General features: G+C 56.6%; 24 protein-coding genes and 1 tRNA gene. 14 read left to right on the forward strand and 11 right to left on the reverse strand.

All coding sequences use genetic code 11. The annotated features are described in order from the left end of the window. Positions 1-16 precede the first annotated feature (16 nt). Both ACR0CR_RS00215 and ACR0CR_RS00220 read left to right on the forward strand, forming a co-directional pair. Positions 17-1,237 (forward strand): cysteine desulfurase, encoded by a 1,221-nt coding sequence (locus tag ACR0CR_RS00215; RefSeq protein ID WP_480595653.1) that lies wholly within the window; start codon positions 17-19, stop codon positions 1,235-1,237. A 57-nt stretch (positions 1,238-1,294) separates the two neighbouring features. Next, positions 1,295-1,371, forward strand: a tRNA-Arg gene (locus tag ACR0CR_RS00220). 118 nt (positions 1,372-1,489) lie between these two features. On the opposite strand, the gene mepK is transcribed toward ACR0CR_RS00220, so the two are convergent. Next, entirely contained in the window at positions 1,490-2,059 is a 570-nt protein-coding gene (gene mepK / locus ACR0CR_RS00225; RefSeq protein ID WP_480595654.1) for a peptidoglycan L,D-endopeptidase MepK, read from the reverse strand. Positions 2,060-2,404: 345 nt separating this feature from the next. Between mepK and ACR0CR_RS00230 the strand changes: the two genes are divergently transcribed. The 4 genes from ACR0CR_RS00230 to ACR0CR_RS00245 are packed head-to-tail and all read left to right on the forward strand — an operon-like array spanning position 2,405 to position 6,639. Further along, complete coding sequence (locus ACR0CR_RS00230; protein ID WP_480595656.1) at positions 2,405-4,006, forward strand: L,D-transpeptidase family protein; 1,602 nt, start codon at positions 2,405-2,407, stop codon at positions 4,004-4,006. Between the two features lie 34 nt (positions 4,007-4,040). Further along, entirely contained in the window at positions 4,041-5,132 is a 1,092-nt protein-coding gene (gene lpxD, locus ACR0CR_RS00235; protein WP_480595657.1) for a UDP-3-O-(3-hydroxymyristoyl)glucosamine N-acyltransferase, read from the forward strand. 32 nt (positions 5,133-5,164) lie between these two features. Beyond that, entirely contained in the window at positions 5,165-5,422 is a 258-nt protein-coding gene (locus ACR0CR_RS00240) for an acyl carrier protein (RefSeq protein ID WP_480595659.1), read from the forward strand. Positions 5,423-5,430: 8 nt separating this feature from the next. After that, complete coding sequence (locus tag ACR0CR_RS00245) at positions 5,431-6,639, forward strand: beta-ketoacyl-[acyl-carrier-protein] synthase family protein (protein ID WP_480595661.1); 1,209 nt, start codon at positions 5,431-5,433, stop codon at positions 6,637-6,639. A gap of 58 nt (positions 6,640-6,697) precedes the next feature. On the opposite strand, the gene ACR0CR_RS00250 is transcribed toward ACR0CR_RS00245, so the two are convergent. Further along, entirely contained in the window at positions 6,698-7,300 is a 603-nt protein-coding gene (locus ACR0CR_RS00250) for an invasion associated locus B family protein (protein WP_480595663.1), read from the reverse strand. A gap of 450 nt (positions 7,301-7,750) precedes the next feature. Here ACR0CR_RS00250 and ACR0CR_RS00255 point away from each other — a divergent pair, with 450 nt between their 5' ends. After that, positions 7,751-9,298: a helicase HerA-like domain-containing protein gene (locus ACR0CR_RS00255; RefSeq protein WP_480595665.1), complete on the forward strand. Its 1,548-nt coding sequence runs from the start codon at positions 7,751-7,753 to the stop codon at positions 9,296-9,298. 12 nt (positions 9,299-9,310) lie between these two features. Here the strand turns inward: ACR0CR_RS00255 and ACR0CR_RS00260 are convergent, their stop codons facing one another. From ACR0CR_RS00260 to ACR0CR_RS00290, 7 genes are all read right to left on the reverse strand, one after another. Beyond that, positions 9,311-9,565: a hypothetical protein gene (locus ACR0CR_RS00260; RefSeq protein ID WP_480595667.1), complete on the reverse strand. Its 255-nt coding sequence runs from the start codon at positions 9,563-9,565 to the stop codon at positions 9,311-9,313. A 184-nt stretch (positions 9,566-9,749) separates the two neighbouring features. After that, positions 9,750-11,063 carry a branched-chain amino acid ABC transporter permease gene (locus ACR0CR_RS00265; RefSeq protein ID WP_480595669.1) on the reverse strand — a complete coding sequence of 438 codons (1,314 nt, stop codon included), beginning with the start codon at positions 11,061-11,063 and terminating at the stop codon, positions 9,750-9,752. Continuing rightward, positions 11,060-12,139, reverse strand: a complete 1,080-nt coding sequence (locus ACR0CR_RS00270; RefSeq protein ID WP_480595671.1) for a branched-chain amino acid ABC transporter permease — start codon at positions 12,137-12,139, stop codon at positions 11,060-11,062. Before ACR0CR_RS00270 ends, ACR0CR_RS00265 begins: the two co-directional genes overlap by 4 nt. Further along, a complete protein-coding gene (locus ACR0CR_RS00275) occupies positions 12,139-12,594 on the reverse strand; it encodes a hypothetical protein (RefSeq protein ID WP_480595673.1) in 456 nt (151 codons plus the stop codon). Before ACR0CR_RS00275 ends, ACR0CR_RS00270 begins: the two co-directional genes overlap by 1 nt. 2 nt (positions 12,595-12,596) lie before the next feature. Continuing rightward, positions 12,597-13,427 (reverse strand): ABC transporter ATP-binding protein, encoded by an 831-nt coding sequence (locus ACR0CR_RS00280; protein WP_480595675.1) that lies wholly within the window; start codon positions 13,425-13,427, stop codon positions 12,597-12,599. Then, positions 13,424-14,212 carry an ABC transporter ATP-binding protein gene (locus tag ACR0CR_RS00285; protein WP_170658565.1) on the reverse strand — a complete coding sequence of 263 codons (789 nt, stop codon included), beginning with the start codon at positions 14,210-14,212 and terminating at the stop codon, positions 13,424-13,426. Before ACR0CR_RS00285 ends, ACR0CR_RS00280 begins: the two co-directional genes overlap by 4 nt. Before the next feature lie 127 nt (positions 14,213-14,339). Then, complete coding sequence (locus ACR0CR_RS00290; RefSeq protein ID WP_480595677.1) at positions 14,340-15,521, reverse strand: ABC transporter substrate-binding protein; 1,182 nt, start codon at positions 15,519-15,521, stop codon at positions 14,340-14,342. Between the two features lie 166 nt (positions 15,522-15,687). Here ACR0CR_RS00290 and ACR0CR_RS00295 point away from each other — a divergent pair, with 166 nt between their 5' ends. Next, a complete protein-coding gene (locus ACR0CR_RS00295; protein WP_480595679.1) occupies positions 15,688-16,782 on the forward strand; it encodes a PQQ-dependent sugar dehydrogenase in 1,095 nt (364 codons plus the stop codon). Here ACR0CR_RS00295 and ACR0CR_RS00300 read toward each other — a convergent pair. Then, positions 16,779-17,783 (reverse strand): GlxA family transcriptional regulator, encoded by a 1,005-nt coding sequence (locus ACR0CR_RS00300; protein WP_480595681.1) that lies wholly within the window; start codon positions 17,781-17,783, stop codon positions 16,779-16,781. The two genes, ACR0CR_RS00295 and ACR0CR_RS00300, sit on opposite strands and share 4 nt — an antisense overlap. A 170-nt stretch (positions 17,784-17,953) precedes the next feature. Between ACR0CR_RS00300 and ACR0CR_RS00305 the strand changes: the two genes are divergently transcribed. After that, complete coding sequence (locus tag ACR0CR_RS00305; RefSeq protein WP_480595683.1) at positions 17,954-19,324, forward strand: class II 3-deoxy-7-phosphoheptulonate synthase; 1,371 nt, start codon at positions 17,954-17,956, stop codon at positions 19,322-19,324. A 44-nt stretch (positions 19,325-19,368) separates the two neighbouring features. Here the strand turns inward: ACR0CR_RS00305 and ACR0CR_RS00310 are convergent, their stop codons facing one another. Then, positions 19,369-20,043 carry a PAS domain-containing protein gene (locus ACR0CR_RS00310; RefSeq protein ID WP_480595685.1) on the reverse strand — a complete coding sequence of 225 codons (675 nt, stop codon included), beginning with the start codon at positions 20,041-20,043 and terminating at the stop codon, positions 19,369-19,371. Positions 20,044-20,284: 241 nt separating this feature from the next. Between ACR0CR_RS00310 and ACR0CR_RS00315 the strand changes: the two genes are divergently transcribed. From ACR0CR_RS00315 to ACR0CR_RS00335, 5 genes are all read left to right on the forward strand, one after another. Then, a complete protein-coding gene (locus tag ACR0CR_RS00315) occupies positions 20,285-21,175 on the forward strand; it encodes a YicC/YloC family endoribonuclease (protein WP_480595687.1) in 891 nt (296 codons plus the stop codon). A gap of 16 nt (positions 21,176-21,191) precedes the next feature. Further along, positions 21,192-21,833 (forward strand): guanylate kinase, encoded by a 642-nt coding sequence (gene gmk / locus ACR0CR_RS00320; protein ID WP_480595688.1) that lies wholly within the window; start codon positions 21,192-21,194, stop codon positions 21,831-21,833. After that, positions 21,830-22,357, forward strand: a complete 528-nt coding sequence (locus tag ACR0CR_RS00325) for a gamma carbonic anhydrase family protein (RefSeq protein ID WP_480595690.1) — start codon at positions 21,830-21,832, stop codon at positions 22,355-22,357. Before gmk ends, ACR0CR_RS00325 begins: the two co-directional genes overlap by 4 nt. Before the next feature lie 16 nt (positions 22,358-22,373). Further along, complete coding sequence (locus ACR0CR_RS00330; RefSeq protein ID WP_480595691.1) at positions 22,374-23,420, forward strand: sensor histidine kinase; 1,047 nt, start codon at positions 22,374-22,376, stop codon at positions 23,418-23,420. A gap of 192 nt (positions 23,421-23,612) precedes the next feature. Further along, a complete protein-coding gene (locus ACR0CR_RS00335) occupies positions 23,613-24,668 on the forward strand; it encodes a substrate-binding domain-containing protein (protein WP_480595692.1) in 1,056 nt (351 codons plus the stop codon). Positions 24,669-24,719: the final 51 nt, after the last annotated feature.

The raw sequence follows: 24,719 nt of genomic DNA on the forward strand, positions 1-24,719 counted from the left end.
CAGGACCTCGACGACAATGTATGATGTTGAAAGCATCCGCTCTGACTTTCCAATCTTGTCCCGGCAGGTGAACGGTAAGCCGCTGACCTACTTGGACAACGGCGCGTCTGCGCAGAAACCTCAGGTGGTGATCGATGCGGTGACGCAGGCCTATGCGCATGAATATTCCAATGTGCATCGCGGCTTGCACTACCTGTCGAATCTTGCCACCGAGAAATACGAATCCGTCCGCGGGACGGTTGCGAAATTCCTTGGTGTTCCGGATGAGGACGAAATCGTCCTGAACTCGGGTACAACCGAAGGCATCAACCTTGTTGCCTATGGATGGGCCATGCCGCGCATGCAGGCAGGGGATGAGATCGTTCTGAGCGTGATGGAGCACCACGCCAACATTGTCCCTTGGCATTTCCTGCGCGAGCGGCAAGGCGTGGTTCTGAAATGGATCGACGTGGATGCGGCGGGACATTTGGATCCCCAAGCGGTGATTGATGCGATTGGCCCCAGGACGAAACTTGTCGCCGTGACCCATTGCTCGAACGTGTTGGGAACGGTTGTGGATGTTAAGGCGATCACCGAAGGCGCTCATGCAAAAGGTGTTCCGGTTCTGGTTGATGGCAGTCAGGGCGCCGTGCACATGCCGGTCAACCTGTCAGATATCGGCTGCGATTTTTATGCGATCACGGGCCACAAGCTCTATGGCCCGTCCGGATCCGGTGCGATTTTCATCAAATCGGAACGTATGGCCGAAATGCGCCCGTTCATCGGGGGCGGTGACATGATCAAAGAAGTCTCGAAGGACGAAGTGATCTATAACGATCCGCCAATGAAGTTCGAAGCTGGAACGCCAGGCATCGTGCAAACGATCGGAATGGGTGTGGCTTTGGATTACATGATGGGTCTGGGCATGGACAACATCGCCGCGCACGAGGCCGGTCTGCGCGATTATGCAATGCAAAAACTGACCGGGCTGAATTGGTTGCAGGTTCAGGGCACGACGGCCGACAAGGCGGCGATCTTCAGCTTTACCTTGGATGGTGCAGGTCACGCTCATGACGTTTCGACCATATTGGACAAAAAAGGTGTTGCCGTTCGGGCAGGGCATCATTGCGCAGGCCCGTTGATGGATCATCTCGGCGTCACGGCGACGTGCCGGGCCAGTTTTGGGCTGTATAACACGACCGATGAGGTCGACACTCTGATCGATGCGCTTGAACTGGCGCATGATCTGTTCGCCTGATCCGGGCGTGGATTTGCAGTTGCACCCGGATCGGAACGAGGGTAGCTAACGGCCAAGGCACCTGTAGCTCAGCTGGATAGAGCGCTGCCCTCCGAAGGCAGAGGCCAGAGGTTCGAATCCTCTCAGGTGCGCCATCTTTCATCAAAAGCTCGACAGTTTTGGCGCCATTGCATCGCGAAAATGCCGAGCGCCAAAAACAAAACCCCCGAGCGCGGGCTGCGGGGGCGAAGAAAACAACGACGGGTGGTTAAATTAACCGCGCCAGGTGCGGATCACACCGCAGTCCATGTGGACAAAGTTCGAGCGATAATACTGACCGACACCGCCTGCACGGCAGGCCATTGCGGCCTTGGCCATTTGCGAGACCGAGCGCGAGGATAGTCTGAGATCGGCAGCCTGACCCTTCATATGAAGTGAGTTCTTGGCAACGCCGCGTGATCTGGAGCGCAGCAACGCGTTGGTTTGCGGTGAGCGGTAGCCGGACAGGAGCATATACGGTTCGCTCACATCCATCATGTTGTGTGCCGCCGCCATGATGTCGATTGTCCGCAGGTCCATGTCCTTCACCTGGTCGCTGCGCCAATCGCGCATGAAGTGATTCACTTCTTTCACGGCATCCTTGATGTATTTGCCATCAACCCAATATACCATGTCGATGCGTTCACCGGTGCGACCGGAATACATGCGGACGCGCCGTATGTCGCCGCCGCCACGCAGAAATCCTGCTGCTTGGGAATAAGTCGGAGCCGCGGCAACCGCCGTGGCAGCAAATGCGCCCAATAGGGCGCGCCGGGTCAAGCCCGATGCACTGCTCATGGTCATTTCTTGTTTCGTCCCGTACTGTTCCTGCCTGCACGCGATGTTACGCGAGCTGTCTTAATTTTTTCCCATCCCAGATGCGGTTTTTATGACACAGTGAGAGTCGCGCGCCAAGAAGTGTTTCACATATACGTTTTCAAGGGGGAATTTTCGGCAGTTTTTTGCGCAATTGACACAGTTTCGCCTAAGCTTCGCGCACAGCCCAGGCTCTAGATGCAAACGCGCACCACGACAATCCAGATGCGTTCAGGTGATGAATTTGTGAATGGACTTCTGAGTTTTTGGACAACATTGTCATTTGACGCACCGGATTTGGTGCTCAAGTCATTGAATTGTTAAGGTCACCCCATGCCTTTTTCCTTTTGTACCAGTATTCGTGTTGTCTCTGTCGCGATTTTCGCGACATGTTCCTCGGTTGCGCAGGCCGCGCCGGACGGGACGGCTTTTCGATTGTCGGTGGCTGAAACTGCCTCATCAAACTCTGTGCTGACAGAGTTTTACCGCACCAATGGTTTTGACCCGTTGTGGGTAGGCGACACGCCTGCGCACACCGCGCGACGCGCCGCTTTGGTCGATGCGCTTTCCTCGGCCGAACTTCATGGGCTGCCCACTGCGGAATACGACGTCAATTCCTTGATGTCTCAGATGAAGGACGCGCGCAGTCTCCGTGATCTGGGTGCTGTGGAAGTTGAGCTGAGCCGGGTTTTCCTAGGCTACGCTGCTGATATTCATTCCGGTGTGGTCGAACCGTCAAGCGTTGACGATGGATTGGTTCGCGAGGTCGTTCACCGGTCGAAGACTGAACATCTCAGCAAACTTTCCGCTGATAAATCAGGTGCATACATTCGGACATTGATGCCGCAAACACGCCAATATCGCGCGTTGTTGAAGCAGAAGAAAGCGCTTGAGAGCCTAATTGCCCGAGGTGGTTGGGGACCGACGGTTCCCGATGGCAAGCTTGAGTTCGGTGATGCCGGACCGCATGTCGTGAAACTGCGCAATCGTCTGATTGCGATGGGGTATTTGAAACCCAATGCGAGCGCCGAGTTCGACGATGCGTTGCTGGCAGCTGTTCAATCGTTTCAATCTTCACATGGGTTGGAGCCTGACGGAGTTGCGGGCAGTGGCACGATTGCTGAACTCAACCGTCCAGCATCTGACCGGCTGAAATCCGTTATCGTCGCGTTGGAGCGTGAACGCTGGTTACCCGAGCAGCGCGGCGAGCGTCACATTCTGGTCAATCAGGCGGATTTCTCGGCCAAGATTATCGACGACGGGCAGGTTACGTTTGAAAGCCGTACGGTCATTGGCAAAAACACACACGATCGCCGGAGCCCGGAGTTTTCGGATCAGATGGAACACATGGTGATCAATCCAAGCTGGTATGTACCACGCTCGATTATCACCAAGGAATATCTGCCGCAACTTCGTGAAAACCCGAACTCTGTTGGCCATATTCAGATTACCGACCGCAGCGGGCGTCAGGTAGACCGCGGAGCGGTCGACTTCAATCAGTTTACCGCCCGCAACTTTCCGTTTTCCATGCGGCAACCGCCCGGTAACAGCAACGCTCTGGGGCTTGTAAAGTTCATGTTCCCCAACAAGCATAACATCTATCTGCATGATACCCCTCAGAAAAGCTTGTTTGCGCGTGAGGTTAGGGCATTCTCGCATGGTTGTATCCGGCTTGCTGACCCGTTCGGGTTCGCCTACGCCTTGTTGGCAAAGCAAGAGGAAAACCCCAAAGCCTTTTTCCATCGCGTGCTGAACACCGGCAAAGAGACCAAGGTCAACCTGGAGCAGCCGGTTCCCGTGCACTTGATCTATCGCACAGCTTATGTCGGACCAAAGGGCGACGTTCAGTATCGGCGCGATGTTTATGACAGGGATCGCAAGATTTGGGAGGCATTGCAGAAGGCAGGGGTGGTCCTGCCGGACGTTCAGGGGTAATCACGGGGCGACTCCTGCAATAAGGGTGCCCGAAATGCAGTTCACCATTGAACAGATTGCTCAATCTTTGGGGGCGGTGGCCGAGGGCCAAACCGACCTGACCATTCTGCGTGCTGCAGAACCACAAGACGCCGGGCCAACAGATCTGGCGATGGCCATGTCGCCGAAATATGCCGAATCCTTGTCTGCTGGCTCCGCACGGGCGGCTGTTGTGTGGGACGGAGCGGATTGGAAGTCGATGGGTCTTGCCGCTGCGATTTTCGTGCAGCGACCCCGGATGGCAATGGCAGGCATCACAACAATGCTTGATCGAGGGCAGGGGGTTGCGGAAGGGGTTCATCCATCGGCCGTAATAGACCCGTCAGCGGAGATAGGGGACAATGTTTCGATCGGTCCTCTGGCCGTCGTCGGAGCGCGTGCAAAGATCGGCGCAGGCTCGGTTATTGGTCCTCAATGCTCAATTGGAATGGATGCGGTGCTAGGCGAATACGCGCTTTTGCGCGAAATGGTCAGTATTGGCGCGCGGGTGCAGATTGGCGCACGGTTCATCGCACAGCCCGGTGCGAGGATCGGAGGGGACGGGTTCAGCTTTGTCACGCCCGAGGTGTCCGGAGCCGAAAACGTCAGAAAGACCATGGGTGACAAAGGGGACGCCAAGGACCAAAGCTGGCTGCGCATCCATTCTCTGGGCGCGGTTGAGATTGGTGACGACGTTGAGGTCGGATCCAACAGCACGGTGGACAACGGCACCATTCGCAACACAGCGATTGGAGATGGTTCGAAACTGGATAACCTAGTGCATGTTGGCCACAACACACAGGTTGGTCGGGATTGCCTGCTTTGCGGTCTGACTGGAGTTTCTGGCTCTGTCGAAATCGGCAACAACGTGATCCTTGGTGGTCAGACCGGTGTTGTGGACAATATCTTTATCGGTGACGGTGTGATTTCAGGCGGCGGGACGAAAATCCTGTCAAATGTTCCTGCGGGCCGCGTAATCATGGGCTATCCTGGTATCAAAATGGAAACACACACCGATATCTACAAAGCCCAACGACGTTTGCCACGCATGGCGCGTGACGTAGAGGCGTTGAAAAAGGCGGTTTTCAAACAGCCCCCAAGCGATTAAGTCATCCGCAACGCGATAATCAGGGGACCGACATGAGCATCAGCGACCGTGTCATTGCAATCATCGCCGAGCAGGCCGTGCTGGAGCCGTCGGACGTGACGCCGGAAAGTACGCTCGAGGATCTGGGAATAGACAGCCTTGGTCTGGTCGAAAGCATCTTTGCGATTGAGGAAGAGTTCGACATCTCCATCCCATTCAATGCCAATGAGCCGACGGCCAGTGATTTCGACATCTCGAACGTCGCGGCGATCATTGCCGGTATTGAAAAGCTTGTGGCGGAAAAGGTCTGAGCCACCTTATGAAACGCGTTGTCATTACGGGTGCCGGGACAATCAACTCGCTGGGGCATTCTGTCCCCGATACGCTGGAGGCTATGCGCGAAGGTCGTTGCGGCATCAGCGAACTGGAATTTCGCGATGTTGAGCGTCTGGCCATCAAGATTGGCGGCCAGGTACGCGGGTTCGAGGCCGAGGGCCGGTTTAATCGGCAACAAATGACCTTGTATGACCGGTTTACTCAGTTCACCCTGACAGCGGCCAAAGAGGCGATCGATCAGTCGGGCATCGTTTTCCATGGCGACGTTGCGGCTCGGTCCGGTGTGGTGCTTGGCACTGCCGGTGGCGGGGTGTCTACTTGGGACGACAATTACCGATCCGTCTACGAAGACGGCAAGAACCGGGTGCACCCATTCGTCGTACCAAAGCTGATGAACAATGCGGCGGCCAGCCATGTATCGATGGAGCACAACCTCAAGGGCCCCAGCTTCACCGTATCAACGGCATGCGCTTCCTCGAACCACGCCATGGCGCTCGCGTTTCAAATGGTACGCAGCGGCGCGGCACCGGCGATGCTGACAGGCGGTTCGGAATCCATGCTGTGCTTTGGCGGCGTGAAAGCCTGGGAAGGGTTGCGTGTCATGTCGAAAGACGCGTGCCGCCCGTTCAGCGCCAACCGCAACGGAATGGTTCAGGGCGAAGGCGCAGGCGTGTTTGTTTTCGAAGAGCTTGAACACGCGAAAGCAAGGCGAGCGGAAATCCTTTGTGAAGTCGTTGGCTTTGCCATGTCCTCGGACGCAGCTGATATCGTGATGCCCAGCAAACAGGGCGCGTCGCGCGCAATGTCTGGCGCTTTGGCGGATGCAGGGCTGAACGCCAGCGAAGTTGGCTACATCAACGCGCACGGCACCGGAACTGCGGCCAATGACAAGACCGAGTGCGCGGCTGTCGCAGATGTCTTCGGCCCACATGCGGATGATCTGATGATTTCGTCAACCAAATCCATGCATGGTCACCTGATCGGTGGAACGGGCGCGGTTGAATTGCTCGCGTGTATCATGGCGCTGCGGGACGGTGTTATCGCACCGACGATCGGTTACGAAGAACCTGACCCGGAATGCGCCCTAGATGTGGTCCCCAACGAGGCCCGTGAAGCCAAAGTCGACGTTGCCCTCAGTAATGCTTTTGCATTCGGCGGGCTAAACGCCGTCTTGGCGCTGAAACGCGTCTGACAAAAAAAACCGCCGTTTTGGGACGGCGGCTTTGATATTGGGGCTTTCAGGTCACCTGTCAGTTGACCGAAACATTCAGCCCATCAAACGCGGCGGTAAATCCGCTAAGAGACATATCCATGTTCAGGATCTGATCCGGTGCGCGCGCGGGCACCAGAGACAACACGGCAGTTGTACCTGATTTCATCGCATCCACATCGCCCTGTGTCAGGCCCAACTGCGCGACACATCCGACTGGAATGCAGTGGTGATAATTATACAGCTTGCGTGGTGCGCCATCGATTGAAATGGCCAACTGCGCCTGCAACAGTGTCTCAAGTGGAACAACGACATTGGCCCACGCCACGGCTGCCCCCCCTTCGGGCAGCTTGCCGATTGTCACCTCGGCAATAGGATCACCTTGCTGACCGTTGAGAATTTGCACCATGGCGCAGGGGTCATCCCCTTCGCCGGCTTTGATGCAGGACACGCCCCAAGCCCCAGATTCTTCCTTGATGTATTGTTCACCCACCCGCGGGCCGCTTTGACCCAAATCCAGATCGCTGCCGGGCTGCGCATTCGGCTCTGCCTGCTCTTGCGAGGTGTTGCTTTCATCCTGGGCATAGACCGCGCCAGCCATGGCAGCAGCCACCAGAGTAATTGGGACAAATTTCCTGATCATGAACGCCTCATATTGCTGATCCAGCTTTTTTTACCCGTCTATCATCGCAATTCGATGGTGTCAGGATCAAACGGGGCGTTCTGCGGGGAATTGACCATATTTTTGCTTAAACGAGTGGCGAAGGTTTCCCAAGGTCAAACGACAAAGGGAGCCGATAGAGCGGCTCCCTTCATGAATTTTTTCTCCCCGTCGGACTGGCCGACTTAGTTATGCGCAGACGTTACGAAAGGGAATCTCGGCGGTCAACAGCTAACGACAAAATTTTTTCCGTTGTTCCTGAGCTTTATCCTTAAGTGGGCGAAAAAAGCCGTGCCCAAGGGCACGGCCAGTCAACAGGGAGGAAGTTTGCCCCGACGCAACAGAGCCACGGCGAAGGCAAATTGACTATCGCAGTGAATGGTTAACTTTGTATGCTCGGGGCAGATCGGTGGAATTCGGGACAGGTTTTCAATGGATAACAATATCTTTATCGGCGGTGGCGGGGATGAATATGGCGTGCCTCAGGGACTGACGCTGAGCTATGCGAACCGCCACGGTTTGATCGCCGGGGCAACGGGCACCGGCAAGACCGTCACGTTGCAAATTCTTGCCGAAGGGTTTTCCAAGGCCGGGGTTCCGGTGTTCATGGCCGACGTCAAAGGTGACCTGTCCGGACTGGCTCTGCCCGGCAGCGACCAGCACAAGCTGCACCAGGCATTTCTAGACCGCGCTGAACGGATCGGTTTTGACACATTCTGCTACAGTGCGTGTCCAGTAACGTTCTGGGATCTGTTTGGTGAACAGGGGCATCCTGTCCGTACCACGATCACGGAAATGGGCCCATTGTTACTGTCGCGACTTTTGGAATTGAGCGAGGCACAAGAAGGTATTTTGAACATCGCCTTCCGGGTCGCCGATGAAGACGGATTGCCCTTGCTGGACCTTAAGGACCTACAAGCCTTGTTGGTCTGGATCGGCGAGAACCGGGCACAGCTTTCTCTGCGTTACGGCAATGTCTCGACTTCTTCTATTGGCGCAATTCAGCGCAGGCTTCTGGTTCTTGAAAACCAGGGCGGGTCAAAATTGTTTGGAGAGCCGGCGCTCGATCTGGCGGATTTGATGCGCGTCGACGAAAACGGGCAGGGAATGGTGAACGTTCTGGCCTCGGACAAGTTGATGGGGGCGCCACGCCTTTACGCAACCTTCCTGCTGTGGTTGCTCAGCGAACTGTTCGAGGAACTACCCGAAGTGGGCGATCCAGAGAAACCCAAGCTCGTCTTCTTCTTTGACGAAGCGCATTTGTTGTTCGAAGACGCGCCCAAAGTTCTGATCGACAAGGTCGAACAGGTTGCCCGTTTGATCCGGTCAAAAGGGGTGGGGGTCTATTTCATCACACAAAACCCGGCGGACATACCGGAGGATATTCTGGGCCAGTTGGGCAACCGCGTGCAGCATGCCTTGCGTGCATTCACTGCGCGAGACCGTAAGAACCTGCGGCTGGCCGCCGAGACGTATCGGGAAAACCCTGCCTTTGACACCGAAACGGCGATTCGCGAGGTGGGCGTGGGTGAGGCCGTCACATCGATGCTGCAAAAGAAGGGCGTGCCAGGCATCGTCGAGCGGACGCTGATCCGGCCGCCCGGCTCGCAATTGGGTCCGATCACAGCCAAGGAGCGTCAATCCATATTGGATCAATCTGCGATGGGCGCGAAATATGACAAGACCATCGACCGGAAATCGGCCTTCGAAATTCTTCAGGCCCGCGCCGAAGCTGCCGCTAAAGAGGCCGAGGCCGCAGAAGCCGACGAACTCATTGAACAACAATCTGCTGCCGAAAGAGAATACGCATCTGCCCGCCGCTATTCTGGCAGCAGGGTGGGCCGGTCCTCTTCCCGGGTTTCCCGGAAAAAGGATACTTTCGCCACAGCCATGAGCCAGGCGGTTATCAAAGAGCTGAAAGGCACCACGGGGCGCAGAATTGTGCGTGGTATTCTGGGAGGGTTGTTTAAGAACAGATAGGCACCGAAATGCTTACCCGTTCAATTGGCGCAACCCTTCTTCGCGGCAAATATTGTCAGCTTCCGCGACAGACATTTTCGTTGCCGGGAAATCAATTGCACGATCCCAGAGGACGCGGTTCTTGGTATATAGCTGACAAGTGACGACGCCTTTCTGCGTTTGAACTTGAACAGGTTCAGTTTCCAAATCCACAGGGGACGGAACGCAGGCGGCCAATGCCGAGAACAGGGGCAAAAGCAAAGCGACTTTGGTGAGGGTCGATGACATCGTGAGGCTCATTCTCATTAGTAAACATAGCGGGTCGTACCGATCGGTCAGATCGTGTGAGTGGACGCCGAAACCAAAAGCGGCACACGCAAGCGGTGAGGTCGTTTATAAACAAACGCAAGCGAAATCAAGAAACCGCGCCAAAAAAAGTTGACGCGGTTCAATTGTTTGAGAGGTTTTCGGTCTATTTCTCGGGGATCAAACCCCGAGGGCTGAACCTGAGAACGATCAGCAGAATAAGCCCCATGGTGAACAAACGCATATGAGCTGCGCTGTTGATCAAATGCGATTTCAGCGCGCTGCCTTCGGGCATCCCCACGGTGATGAGGTTCATAAGCCAAAGACCGATGGGCTCAACCTGAACCCACAGGAACCAGATCAGGAAGGCGCCCAGAACCGCGCCGAAATTGTTGCCTGATCCGCCGACAATCACCATCACCCAGACGAGGAAGGTAAAGCGCAGCGGGTTATAGGTGCCAGGTGTCAGCTGTCCGTCCAGCGTGGTCATCATCGCACCGGCAATGCCGCAGATCGCAGAACCCAGAACGAATATCTGCAGATGGCGGCGGGTGACATCCTTGCCCATTGCTTCAGCCGCAACCTCGTTGTCACGAATGGCGCGCATCATCCGGCCCCACGGGCTTTTCAACGCCATCTGGGCCATCCAAAGCAGCACCAGCAGCACGACAACAAACAGCAGCGAATAGCCCAGCTTGACCGAGAGGGTCGATGCCGTCACTGGGTCAATCCCAAACCACTCGGCGCGTGCTATGAACGAGGGGTCTTGCTGCAGCTCGACCTCGTACCCCACAACGGGCGCGGGGCGAGGGATGCCGTAGACATTCTTTACCCCTCGGGCCAGCCAATCCTCGTTTTTCATGATCGCGATGATGATCTCGGCGATGCCCAGCGTTGCAATCGCCAGATAGTCCGAGCGCAGACCAAGCGCCGTTTTACCGATCAGCCACGCGGCACCTGCGGCCAGTAAGCCTCCGGCGGGCCAAGCCAGCAGGACAGGCAGATTCAGACCGCCGATATTGCCTGCAACCGCAGGATCGATTGCCTCAATCGCGGCGATGCTGGGATCGAAAATCGCGCGATAAACAAAGAATCCAATGACGAGGATGCCTATAATGGCCAGCGTCTGCACGCGACCTTTGGGCATCTTTTTTGCCACCATCACCGCCGCAACAACTGTCGCAGCGCCAAGCAGCAGCGCGAGTACAACGCCATAACCACCCGATGACCATGCTCCGGGTGTCGGAGGGGTCGAGACCAGCACAACCGCCAGGCCGCCCAGCGCGACAAAGCCCATGACGCCAACGTTAAACAGCCCCGCAAAGCCCCATTGCAGGTTCACCCCGATGGACATGATAGCCGAGATCAGCCCCATGTTCAGAATCAGGATCGCCGCGTTCCAGCTTTGCGTGAACCCGGTCAAAAGGATCAGCCCGCCGACGACGACGAAAAGCAGCGTGTTTTTGACAGTCTCGGTCATACCGCTTTCCCCTTGAACAGGCCCGTGGGCTTAAACAGCAGCACAATCAGCAAGATGGCAAAGCTGACGGCGAATTTGTAATCGGTGGACAGGAACTGAACCAAACCTGAAGGTTCAAGGCTTTCCGGTGCCAGATAGGTCAGCACCTTTTTCCAGGCATAGGTGATCGTCACCTCGGAAAACGCGATGATGAACCCGCCTGCGATGGCCCCGATCGGGTTGCCAAGGCCGCCTACAATGGCTGAGGCGAAGATCGGCAGCAACAGCTGGAAATAGACAAACGGCTTGAAGCTTTTGTCGAGGCCATAGAGCACACCTGCCGTGGTCGCGAGTGCTGCGACGATGATCCATGTGATCATCACAACACGCTCGGGGTTGATGCCGGACAGCAGCGCCAGATCTTCATTGTCCGAATAGGCGCGCATCGATTTACCGGTGCGGGTTTTGTTCAGGAACCAGAACAACAGCGCCACGGCAACAACAACCACGATCACGGTAATGCCCTGAGAAGTCTTGATCGCCAACCCCTCGCGCAGCCCGGTCATCGCCTTGAAATCCCGCGCCGAGATGATGAACCTTGCACCGTCCGAGAAGCGCTGATCGTCCGGTCCGATGATGAACCGCACGAGGCCGTTCATGATGAACATCACGCCCATCGATACGATCACCAGAATGACCGGTTTTGCCTTTTGTTCCCTGTAGAACCTGTAAACCAGCCGGTCGGTGATCAGCACCAGAACGATACAGCCAAGAATGGCAAAGGGCAGGGCGACGAGAGCGGTTGGGAGCGGACCGCCCATCACTCCGAATGGGGTCAAAAACCAAGACATTACCCCGTTAACTAAGCCAAACTGACTTTCTAGGGTCCAAGCAAGCAGCAATGGAATTCCCCAAGTCACCAGCACCGCAATCATCGCGCCAAAGGCCATCGTATCGCCATGGGCAAAGTTCGAAAACCGCAGGATTCCATAGATCAGCGTCACCCCCAAAGCGCCCAGCGCCAACTGGCTGCCATAAGCGATTGCGGGAACAAGAACGAAGTTGGAGAGCGCCACCAGGGCGTTGAGGAAGTCCATTAGTTTTCTTCTCCGCAGAAGCCGTAAACCATTTCAACAAAATGAGAATGAGGGAGCCTCTGAATGGTCATTGCGATGCCGATTGGTTCGCCGTCGGTCCACAATTCAACGACCGCATTGGTCAGGGTGTTATCAACAACACTATTCGCCACAATCGCGCGATCGTTTGAGAGTCTGCTGTCAACCTGAAAGTCCCCGAAATGAACTCGAGAGTCCTTGGTCGACGGAACCGCGTAAACTTGTAGTTCACTATCGTCCATTGAGATTTCCAGCCAAAAGCTTCCTTCCGGACAGTCCGTGGCGGGACAATCTGCACCCATGCACATTGTTCTAACTTCACACATTCTCATTTCGCAGTAGGTCTTAGGAAACGAGGCGGCTTGCGCAGGGCTTTGCCACATTAGGTTCATCGCAACAGCCAACGTGAGGAAAAATTTGAAAGAGGTTGTTTTCATCCTCACCCCCCCAAGAAACTCTTGCGCACTTCAGGATCGGCCAGCAGCTCTTTGCCCGTGCCGGTATAGGCATTCCGCCCCTGAACCAGCACATATCCCTTGTCCGCGATCTCCAGCGCCTGGCGGGCGTTTTGTTCGACCATCAGGATCGGCAACCCGGTGCGGGAAACCTCGATGATCCGGTCGAACAGCTCATCCATCACGATGGGCGAGACACCAGCGGTCGGCTCATCCAGCATCAGCACCTTTGGCTGGGTCATCAGCGCGCGGCCCACCGCGACCTGTTGGCGTTGACCACCTGATAGCTCTCCGGCGGCCTGATTGCGTTTGTCGCGCAGGATGGGGAACAGGTCATAGACCTGCTCCATTGTCTGGCTGATATCGTCGCGGCGGATGAAGGCGCCCATCTCAAGGTTCTCTTCCACCGTCATCGACGTGAAGATGTTCGAGGTTTGCGGTACAAAACCCATCCCGCGTATCACGCGATCCTGCGGGGTGAGAGAGGTGATGTCTTCGCCGTCCAGTCGCACCGCGCCCGAACGGACATCGAGCATCCCGAACACGGCCTTCATCGCGGTGGACTTGCCCGCGCCGTTGGGGCCAACGATCACCGCAATCTCACCCTTGTCGACGGCGATGGTGCAATCATGCAGGATGTCTGGCCCTTTGCCGTATCCGCCGGTCATGGTGTCACCGATCAGGAAGGGGCCGCCCTCGACCTTGTGCGTCTCACCACTTTTGCGATGTGCAGGTGTCATGGTGCCGGCGCCGTGCGTATTGGTGATCGAGGCATCCTTGTTGCCCTTGTCGTCATGGTAAGGGTTGTCGGTCACGCCCCGGCCTCCAGCTTGTCTTTGTTTTTCAGGCCGGTGCCCAGATAGGCCTCGATCACGTGCTCATTGGCCTTGATCTCATCCAGAGTGCCCTCGGCAAGTACCTTGCCTTCGGCCATACAGATGACGGGGTCGCAAATCTTGCCGATGAAATCCATGTCATGCTCGATGACGACGAAGGTATAGCCACGCTCTTTGTTCAAGCGTAGGATCGTGTCGGCGATGGTCATCAGCAGGGTGCGGTTCACGCCCGCGCCAACCTCATCCAGAAACACGATTTTGGCGTCGACCATCATGGTGCGACCCAATTCCAGCAGTTTCTTCTGACCGCCCGAGACCTGACCGGCCTTGTGATCGGCCAGATGTTCGATGGTCAGGAATTCCAGAACTTCGTCCGCCTTGGCCTTCAGCGCGCGTTCTTCATCAGCAATACGTTTGCGACCAAACCATGTGTTCCAAAGCGATTCCCCGGATTGCGCGCCCGGCACCATCATCAGGTTCTCGCGGCAGGACATCGACGAAAACTCGTGCGCGATCTGAAACGTGCGAAGCAGCCCTTTGTGAAACAAGTCGTGCGGTGGAAGGCCGGTGATTTCCTCACCGTCCATAAAAACGCGCCCTGAAGTAGGGGGCAGAACGCCCGCGATCACGTTGAACAGAGTGGTCTTTCCGGCTCCGTTCGGCCCAATCAGACCGGTGATCGAGCCCTTTTGGATTTCCAGCGATGCCCCGTCCACCGCATGAAATCCGCCGAAATGCTTGTGCACGTCTTCGACGACGATCATCTTTTCCCCTAGCCGCCGTTTTCCGGCGTTGTTGCCACATCCCTGTACGAATGGTGCGGGCTTTTGTCATTGAAACAGCCCGGGCACAAGGCCCGGGCTGCTTGTTTTTATGACTATTAACCTCGGATCAACGGAAGTTGACGGTCTTGTTTTCGCCGTCGGTCACTTCGATCTCGCGATAAGAGCCCGCGCTTTCACCGGGGCCGATCAGCTCAACGCCCGACGCGCCGACATAGTCGATGTCTTGACCTGCAGCCAGCAGCTCCAAACCCTTGGCCAGTTCACCCGGATAGATCTTCTCACCCGGAGCGTTGGCAACGTCCATGATTTTCGCGCCATAATCCGCGGGGCTGGTCGAGCCTGCGGCCTGCATGGCCAGCATGAACAGAGCCGCGGCGTCATAGCTTTCCGGCGAGTAGGGCGACGAGCCGTCGAAGCCTGCAGCTTCGGCCATGGCAAAGTACTTTTCAGCACCTTCACCACCCGAGCCAGCGATCTGACCGAACGAGCCGTTCAGGTCCGGACCGACATTGGCAGGCAGCGAGTCACCGATCATGCCGCCCGGTAGACCGAACGTATCGAACGCACCGCTGTCCAGCGCCGACTGGATGATGCCCAGACCGCCTTGGTCCAGATAGCCTGCAACGACCAGAATGTCGCCACCGGCCGAGGCCAGCGCGCCGACTTCAGCCGAATAATCAGCCTTGCCGTCCTCGTGGGCTGCGACAATGGTCACTTCGCCACCCGAAGCCTCGTACGAGGATTGGATCGCGTCCGCCAGACCCTTACCATAGTCGTTATTGGTGTAGGTCAGAGCGATCGAACTGATGCCGCGATCGTTCAGGATGTCGGCCATCACCTGACCTTCACGCGCATCCGACGGGGCGGTGCGGAAGAACAGGCCGTTATCTTCCATGGTCGACAGGCCGGGCGAGGTTGCCGACGGCGAAATCATCACCATGCCGTTCGGAATCGCGACGTTCTGCAGAATCGCGCCGGTGACGCCCGAGCAGTCGCCGCCAATGATGCCAGCAACGCCGTCCGCGATCATGCGTTCGCCGTTCGAGGTGGCCAGACCATTGTCGATGCAGCCGGTGTCGGCGCGCGACGCGCTGACCTTGGTGCCATCCAGCAGCTTGCCGGATTCGGAGACTTCGGCCATCGCCATCTCGGCACCCGAACCCATTGCGGGGGCCAGAGATTCAATCGGACCGGTGAAGCCAAACAGAACGCCCAGCGTGATGTCCTCGGCCAGTGCCGGACCAGCCAGCAGAGCGGATGCTGCAGTTGCAGTAAGCAGCTTTTTCATATGGTTACTCCCTGTTGTGAACGTAATCGTTCTGGGCACGACCCTAGGCAAGCTACCAAAAAAAGAAAAGTCCTAACGAAACTGTGTTTTTACCGGTCACAATCCTATTTGTTTCTATAGGTTTGTCGCCCGATCCGGCGATATCGTCCAATGGATGGAGGTGAATATGTTCCGAGCTTTCGCGATTCTGATGCTGTGTTGCTGCACTACGTTGGTCAATGCCGATGTGCTGCGAACGTCGGCGGGTCCGGTTCAGGTTGCAAAAGTGGTCGAAGGTTTAGACACCCCCTGGGCGGTTGGTGTTTTGCCGGACGGCTCTTTTCTGGTCACGGAACGGGACGGCGATCTTTTGTATGTCAGCGATGGTCAAGCAAAACGCGTCAAGGGCATGCCGAAAGTTGCTGCGAACGGGCAGGGAGGCTTGCTGGACGTGACGGTTGCCCGTGACTTTGCGCAAAGCCGCGAGATTTTCCTGACCTTCTCGAAACCGCAACGAGGTGGTGCCGGAACTGCCGTTGCCATTGCGCGTCTTTCTGAGGGCGGGGACCGTCTGACCAATACCCGCGTGATATTCGAGGCTGTACCGGGCGGCTCGGGTGGCCGACACTTTGGCTCTCGCGTGGTCGAAGCACGTGACGGGACACTTTACGTTACCATTGGTGACCGCGGTGACCGTCCTCAGGCACAGGACCGGTCCAATCACATGGGAACGGTGATCCGAATTAACCGAGATGGATCAATTCCCGAAGACAACCCCTTTGTTGGGCAATCCGGCATGCGGCCGGAAATCTGGTCATACGGTCATCGTAATCCACAAGGCGCGGGATTGGATGCGCGGGGCAAGCTTTGGGTTTCTGAACATGGTGCCCGTGGGGGCGACGAGGTGAATTTGGTGGAGCCCGGTGCAAACTATGGCTGGCCAGTCATTTCTTATGGCGTGCACTATTCCGGTCAGAAGATCGGTGAAGGCACGTCGAAACCGGGAATGAAGCAGCCCGAGTACTACTGGGACCCGTCAATCGCACCGTCAGGTTTGCTGGTTTATTCCGGCAAGCTCTGGCCGCAATGGAAGGATGACTTATTCGTTGGATCGCTGAAATTCGACTATATTTCTCGTCTGTCAGGGAACCCATTGCGCGAAGTCGAGCAGATAAAGGGACCTGAAACCGAACGTGTTCGCGATATCGTAGAAGCCCCGGATGGTTCTATCTGGTTCATTTCTGTCGGTGAGGGCGCGGTCTATCGGATGACGCCCGGCTAAACTGAAAGCCGACCAGCCTGCGCCCCACGCTCGCGATACGGCGTGGTGTTATAATGCGCGCGGTAACATTTTGAGAAATGGCTGGGCGAGGCGAAACCGCAGGCCAGCGCGACGTTGATCACGCTCATATCCGTCTGCATCAACAGGTTGCGTGCTTTGTGAAGACGCAGTTCCATGTAGTACCGTTTGGGCGACCGGCTCAGGTAGCGGCGAAACAGGCGCTCTAGCTGACGGGTCGACATGCCCACATCTTTGGCGAGGATCGAGGGCGAGATCGGCTCTTCGATGTTTTTCTCCATCATCATGATGACCTGGCTGAGCTTTGGGTGACGCACGCCAATCCGTGTCGGCGTCGACAGGCGCTGGGTGTCTTGGTCGGTGCGGATCGAAGAATAGATCATCTGATCAGCCACCGCGTTTGCAAGGTCTTCACCATAATCGTCGGCGATGAGTTTCAGCATAAGATCGATTGACGATGTCCCACCGGCTGTCGTCATGCGATTGCCGTCGATCAGAAAGACGGATTTGGTCAGTTCGACGGCATCAAATTCTTCCGCGAAACTATCCGAGTTTTCCCAGTGGATCGTGGCCTTCTTTCCGTCCATCAGCCCCGCCTTGGCCAGCGTATAAGCAGCAGTACACAATCCACCGATCTTCAGCCCTTTGCGGGCCTCGCGACGCAGCCAGTTCAACACGCGTTTCGTTGTCGCCGCCTGAACATCGACTCCGCCGCAAACCATGATCACTTCGTCGCGCTGCAACTCTTCAAGATCACAATCCAGTTTGAACGTTGTCCCGGCCGAGCACTTGACCGTCTCTCCACCCTCGCCGGCCAACTCCCACGTGTATAGCTCGCGGTTTGCCATACGGTTTGCGATGCGAAGGCTGTCGAGCGCAGACGCGAAAGACAGCAAAGAGAATTTGTCCAGAAGCACAAAAACGAAATTGTGCGGCTTTGCCGCGCTGCTGTCCACAGTGACAACTTGGCGTTGCTCTTGCATGGCGAACTGTCCTTGATTCGGTGCGTACTGCGGTTGCCCGCAGGTACGTATGTGCCTGCCAACATGCTCAAAGCTTGTTTGCGCCGTCAAGAGGCCCAAAAGGGATATGGTCTCTGATCAAAGCTTTTTGTATAGAGACCACCTGAATTACCTCAGCGGAGATCAAAGCTATGAGTGAATGGCAAAAAACGAACTGGCGCAACAAGCCACGGGTTCAGATGCCAGACTATACCGACGCGGCCGCGCTGGCCAAAGTCGAGGCGCAGCTTTCGCAATATCCCCCGCTGGTCTTTGCAGGCGAGGCGCGGCGTCTTAAGCAACATCTGGGTGCCGCCGGTCGCGGCGAGGCCTTCCTGCTGCAGGGCGGGGATTGTGCTGAAAGCTTTGAACAATTCAGCGCGGATGCGATCCGCGACACGTTCAAAGTGATGCTGCAGATGGCAATGGTTTTGACCTATGGCGCCAAAGTTCCGGTCATCAAAGTAGGCCGTATGGCGGGTCAGTTTGCCAAGCCGCGCAGCGCGCCGACCGAAGTTGTGGATGGCGTGGAACTGCCCAGCTACCGCGGTGACATCATCAACGAACTGGCCTTCACACCCGAGGCGCGCATTCCGAATCCGGGCAAGATGCTGCAGGCCTATACACAGGCGGCGGCGACACTGAATCTGCTGCGCGCCTTCTCGACCGGCGGTTTCGCCGATATGAGCATGGTGCATTCGTGGACTCTCGGCTTTGCTGATGAACAGGACGTGCACAAATACTCTGAGATTGCGGACCGTATTCAGGACACGATCGACTTCATGGGAGCGGCAGGAATTACCGCCGACACCACACATGAATTCTCGACCGTTGAGTTCTACACCAGCCACGAAGGGTTGTTGCTGGAGTATGAAGAGGCACTGACCCGTTTGGACTCAACCTCGGGCAATTGGCTTGCTGGTTCTGGTCACATGATCTGGATCGGCGACCGTACCCGTCAACCTGATGGTGCACATGTTGAATTCTGCCGGGGCGTTCTGAACCCGATCGGACTGAAGTGTGGCCCAACGACGACGGCCGAGGACCTGAAGGTTCTCATGTCCAAACTGAACCCCGAAAACGAAGAGGGGCGTCTGACGCTTATCGCGCGTTTCGGTGCTGGCAAAGCAGGTGAGCATCTGCCGCGTCTGATCAAGGCCGTGAAAGAAGAAGGCGCCAAGGTGACATGGGTCTGTGATCCGATGCATGGCAATACCATCAAGTCGGCAACCGGCTACAAGACTCGCCCATTCGACTCGGTACTGCGCGAAGTGCGCGACTTCTTTGGTGTGCATCAGGCTGAGGGCACCATCCCCGGCGGCGTGCATTTCGAGATGACCGGTCTTGACGTCACTGAATGCACCGGAGGTGTGCGCGCCGTTACAGAAGAAGACCTTTCGGATCGCTACCACACAGCATGCGACCCGCGCCTGAACGCAACGCAATCGCTGGAGTTGGCTTTCCTCGTTGCCGAGGAACTGACCAACTTGCGCGGTGGTCGCACCAAACGCGCCGCCAGCTAAAGGTTTGCAATTTAGAAGAAAGGCGGGCCATGTGCCCGCCTTTTTTAGTCATCACGCGACGAAACAAGTCTTAGATGACGGCCTTTAGGCTTGAATGTGCTTTGATCCTCGGCAAATCCCGCCTCATGTTGCGGAATCGGACGAGGCAGTTGCTGCAGGTTCGAAACGTCTCGCACAGTGCTGTCCGTGATCGAAAATCTGCGTGGCGTTGCCCCGACAACGCCATCGCTGACCATGACCCCTAGCGCTCGACTCACATCCCCGAGATCGCTTTTGAGCGGTAAAAGGATCATGCGCGCATCCATTTGAGTGCGGCCAATCTTGCCCGGTGACACAAGACCTAAGTCCGCGACCGCAGGGGCGGAAAAGACGCGGTTCAGGTGGTCCGAGACATCTTTACGCGCGGCAGGTTCAAAAAACGACGTAAGTGGCATGCCACGCACTTCCATCCCGGCCAGCTTGTTCAGATGGCTGCCCGCCAGGCGAAAGCGCGCCAGACCGGGCGCGATCCGTTCCAGAATAAACGTATATTCCAGAATATTCTCAAGCCCGCGCGGATCGATCTGCGAACGCATCGGCACCCCGTCGCCCGGCAGCAACGCGGTCCAATAGGCCTCGGCCTGACGGATGGGGGACAGACTGCGCCCACTGTCAAAACGATCCATTGCAACGATCTTTCCAAATCTCTGGTCGGAACCAATCCCGAAAAAGGTTTTCATTTCATCACCCTAACGTCAATCGGCCGCGATTTTCATAAAATGCCACCTAACGGGCGAACCTGCGACACACCAATCTTTGCTCTGGGCAGATTGACACGGGGTAGTTCTATTTTGGAGTAATTCTTTAACGAATGGTTAACGTAATGGCCTGAATGCATGAATAAGCAAAGGCTTGCCCCCGCATGGCGGATGGCATTAGGTGCGGCGAGCGGTGTGGCGACCAAAATAGGAAAGGGCAGGCATGATCAGATCCATGACCGGATTCGCCTCGGACAAAGGTACGTTCGGGCCATATAGCTGGGCCTGGGAGTTGCGCAGCGTGAACGGCAAGGGGCTGGACATGCGCATTCGCGTTCCCGACTGGCTAACCGGTCTTGAGGCGGCGTTGCGGGCCGAGATGGCCAAATCACTGGGGCGCGGCAATGTCGCTTTGTCTTTGCGGGTCGCTCGCGAAGAAACCACAGCCGACCTGCAACTGAACGTAGCCGCCATCAAGGTTGCAATTGAGGCGGTGGCGCAGACCGAAGCGTTGGCAAAAGAAAGGGGCGTGACTCTTGCGCCATCCTCGGCCAGCGACTTGCTGGCTTTGAAAGGAATGCTTGAGGCTGGTAGCGGTGAGGAAGACACCGCTCCGCTGGTTGCGCAGCTAAAATCTGAGTTCGGCGAACTTTTGGCCGCCTTCATTGATATGCGCGAGGCCGAAGGAACATCGCTGGCAAATATTCTGAAAGATCAGCTTGTGAAAGTCGCCGAATTGACTGAACAGGCTGCCGGATTGGTCGAAAAACGGCACCATGAGACGGCTCAATCTCTCCGCGAAAATCTCGCCCGCGTTATGGACAACGCCCAGGGTGCCGACGCTGATCGGGTTGCGCAGGAACTGGCCATAATTGCGGTCAAAGCGGACATCACAGAGGAAATTGACCGTTTGTCGACCCATGTCGAGGCGGCAAAAGAGCTGTTGACGAAGGACGGCCCGGTTGGACGCAAGCTGGATTTTCTGATGCAGGAGTTCAACCGCGAGGCAAACACGCTGTGTTCCAAATCCCAAAACGCCGAACTGACATCGGTAGGGCTGGAATTGAAGGCAGTTATTGATCAGATGCGCGAGCAAGTGCAGAACGTGGAATAAAGACAGGAACCAAGATATGGCGGATCGCCGAGGCCTACTTATCATTCTGTCCTCGCCTTCTGGCGCGGGTAAATCCACCTTGGCCCGACGGCTGATGCAATGGGATTCCGATCTGGAATTCTCGATTTCGGCCACGACACGCGCGCCGCGCCCTGGGGAAGAGGACGGGCGTGAGTATTACTTTCTGACCGAAGACGCGTTCAAGCAGCAAGTGGCGGACGGCCAGATGCTGGAACACGCGCATGTCTTCGGCAACTTTTACGGCTCGCCAGCGGGACCGGTTCGGAGCTCCATCGATCAGGGGCGTGACGTGCTGTTCGACGTGGACTGGCAGGGGGAAGTGCAGATCAGGAACTCGGATCTGGGCAAGCATGCGCTGTCGATCTTTATCCTGCCGCCGTCGATCCCCGAGTTGCGGCGCAGGCTGGAAAGCCGGGGTCAGGACAGCGAGGACGTTATCTCAAAGCGGATGCTGAAAAGCTGGGATGAGATCAGCCATTGGGGGTACTATGATTACGTGCTGATAAATGACGATCTGGACGCAACTGAAGAAAAGCTGAAGACCATCGTCAGCGCCGAGCGGATGCGTCGCATTCAGCAACCGCGCCTGCAATCTCATATCCGCAAACTGCAAAATGAGTTCGAGGGGATTTCATGACGATTTACGCTCTGGGCGACGACGCGCCGCAATTGCACCAAGACACATGGGTTGCTCCGGACGCCAATCTGATTGGCAAGGTGGTTTTGGAAGAGGGCGCCTCGGTCTGGTTTGGCTGCACCATTCGTGCCGACCACGAAGAAATCCGCGTGGGCGCGGGCAGCAACGTGCAGGAAAACTGCGTCATGCATATTGATGCAGGGTATCCTCTGACAATCGGTGCGAATTGCACGATTGGGCATAAGGTCATGCTGCACGGCTGCACGATCGGAGACAACAGCCTGATCGGAATGGGCGCTATCGTTCTGAACGGTGCCAAAATCGGCAAGAATTGCCTGATCGGGGCAGGGGCCTTGATCACCGAAAACAAGGAAATACCCGACAATTCTCTGGTCATGGGTTCGCCCGGCAAGGTCGTGCGGCAACTGGACAACGCGGCGGCGCAGCGCATCACCCTTAGCGCGCTGCATTATCAGGAGAACATGAGGAAATTCCGCGATACAATGCGGCCCGTACCCGCATAGTCTGAAAGCAATGATCATGTCCGAGGACTTGCTAGCCGAATTTGTCTCGGCCGTTCCGATGCCCGCTTTGATGGTCGATCAGACCGAACGGATCATAGCTGCCAATACCGATGCGCGTACGATGTTGGGGCAAAATATTCAGGGACGTCATTTCGCGACGATTCTGCGCCAGCCGCAGGTGATCGAAACACTTGAACAAAGCCTTCTCTTGAAAAAACCCGCTAAGACGCGGCACCTGTCCAATGACGGCGCGCAAGACACCACGTTCGAGGTCGAGTGTCGCTATATGAACGGGGTCGGCGCGGTCGAAGGCGGCGCGGTGCTGGTTACGTTTCAGGATGTCACCCACCTGGAACAGGCCGGCCAGATGCGCCGCGATTTTGTCGCCAATGTCAGCCACGAGCTGCGCACACCGCTGACTGCGTTGATGGGGTTTATCGAAACACTGCGCGGACCTGCGCGCGATGACGTCAACGCACGCGAACGGTTCCTGCAGATCATGGCGGATGAGGCCAACCGGATGAACCGGCTTGTTGGTGATCTTCTGTCGCTGAACCGGGTGGAAAGTGAAGAGCGTGTCAGACCGCGCGAAGAACTGGAACTGGTCGGTTTGCTGCAATCGACGTTGAACTCGCTTACGCCTCTCGCCGAGGGCGCTTCTGTCTCGCTGAACCTTATTGCGCCACCCGATCCGCTGATGCTGATGGGCGACAGCGATCAATTGCGTCAGGTCTTCACCAACTTGATTGAAAACGCCGTCAAATACGGCGGCAGTGGCGGCAGTGTCGATGTGCGTGTGACCGCATCCGAACGCGATACCGCGATGCGTGGACCATCGGTCCGGGTGCAGATTGTTGATAAAGGCCCGGGAATTGATCCAGTGCATCTGCCGCGCCTGACCGAGCGGTTTTATCGTGCCGACAGCCACCGTTCGCGCGAGTTGGGAGGAACCGGCCTGGGGCTGGCCATCGTCAAGCATATCGTGAATCGGCACCGCGGTCGGTTGCGAGTTGAAAGCGATTTGGGCAAAGGCTCGGTTTTTACGGTGATCCTGCCGGGCTAGGTGGATCTCCGGGCGGGTTCGGCTGCGCCACATGACGTTTTCCCCGCGTCACATTAAGTTTTTTTCAAGTTTTTTTCACGCTGTCATGAAACCGTTACAAACCTGTCACAAAAGCCTTACGCGCGGTCCTTAGGGGTGCCCGCAAGATCATCATGGGGGTGATCACATTCCAAATTTCTCAAGGAGACTGAGATGTCCTTTGTAAAACTGTCGGCTTCGGCGCTTGCCATCGCTGCCGTTTCGGCCACTACCGCCGCAGCTCGTGATCAGGTTCAGATTGCCGGTTCTTCGACCGTTCTGCCTTACGCATCGATCGTCGCTGAAGCCTTCGGTGAAAACTTTGATTTCCCAACGCCGGTTGTTGAATCGGGTGGTTCGTCCGCCGGCCTCAAGCGGTTCTGCGAAGGTGTTGGCGAAAACACCATCGATGTTGCCAACGCATCGCGCAAAATCCGCGAAAAAGAGATCAAAGCCTGTGCCGACAACGGTGTGACCGACATCATCGAAGTACAAATCGGCTATGACGGCATCGTTTTCGCATCCGACATCAACGGTAACTCGTTCGAGTTCACACCGGAAGACTGGTACAAAGCTCTGTCCGCTCAGATCGTTGTGGACGGCCAGTTGGTCGACAACCCCAACAAAACCTGGGCCGACGTAAACCCTGCGTTCCCGGCGCAGCCGATTGCCGCTTTCGTTCCCGGCACCAAGCACGGAACTCGTGAAGTGTTTGAAGACAAGGTGATCCTGGCCGGTTGTGAGCATCTGGGCGATTTCGACGCGTATCTGGCGGCTGCTGAAGGCGACAGCGACAAGGCCAAGAAGAAAGCAGCCGAGAAAGCCTGTATCGCTCTGCGCACCGATGGCGTTTCTGTCGACATCGACGGCGACTACACCGAAACACTGGCTCGCATCGACAGCAACAAGGACGGCATCGGCGTCTTTGGTCTGGCGTTCTATGAAAACAACACCGACAAGCTGCAGGTTGCAACCATGTCTGATGTTGTTCCGTCGACCGAATCGATCGCAACCGGCGAGTACCCGGTATCCCGTCCGCTGTTCTTCTACGTGAAGAAGGCGCATATCGGCGTGATCCCCGGCCTCAAAGAATACGCCGAATTCTTCGTCGCGGACGAGATCGCAGGCCCCGATGGCCCGCTGGCCGAGTATGGCCTGGTTTCGGATCCCGAGCTGGTCAAAGTTCAGGAAGCTGTTGCCAACGAAACCGTACTGGGCGGCGGTTCCTAATCACCCTTGCCTATGGAACCGGGGCGGTTTATGCGCGCCCCGGTTCTTTTT

The sequence above is a fragment of the Ruegeria sp. AM2 genome (assembly GCF_056540685.1).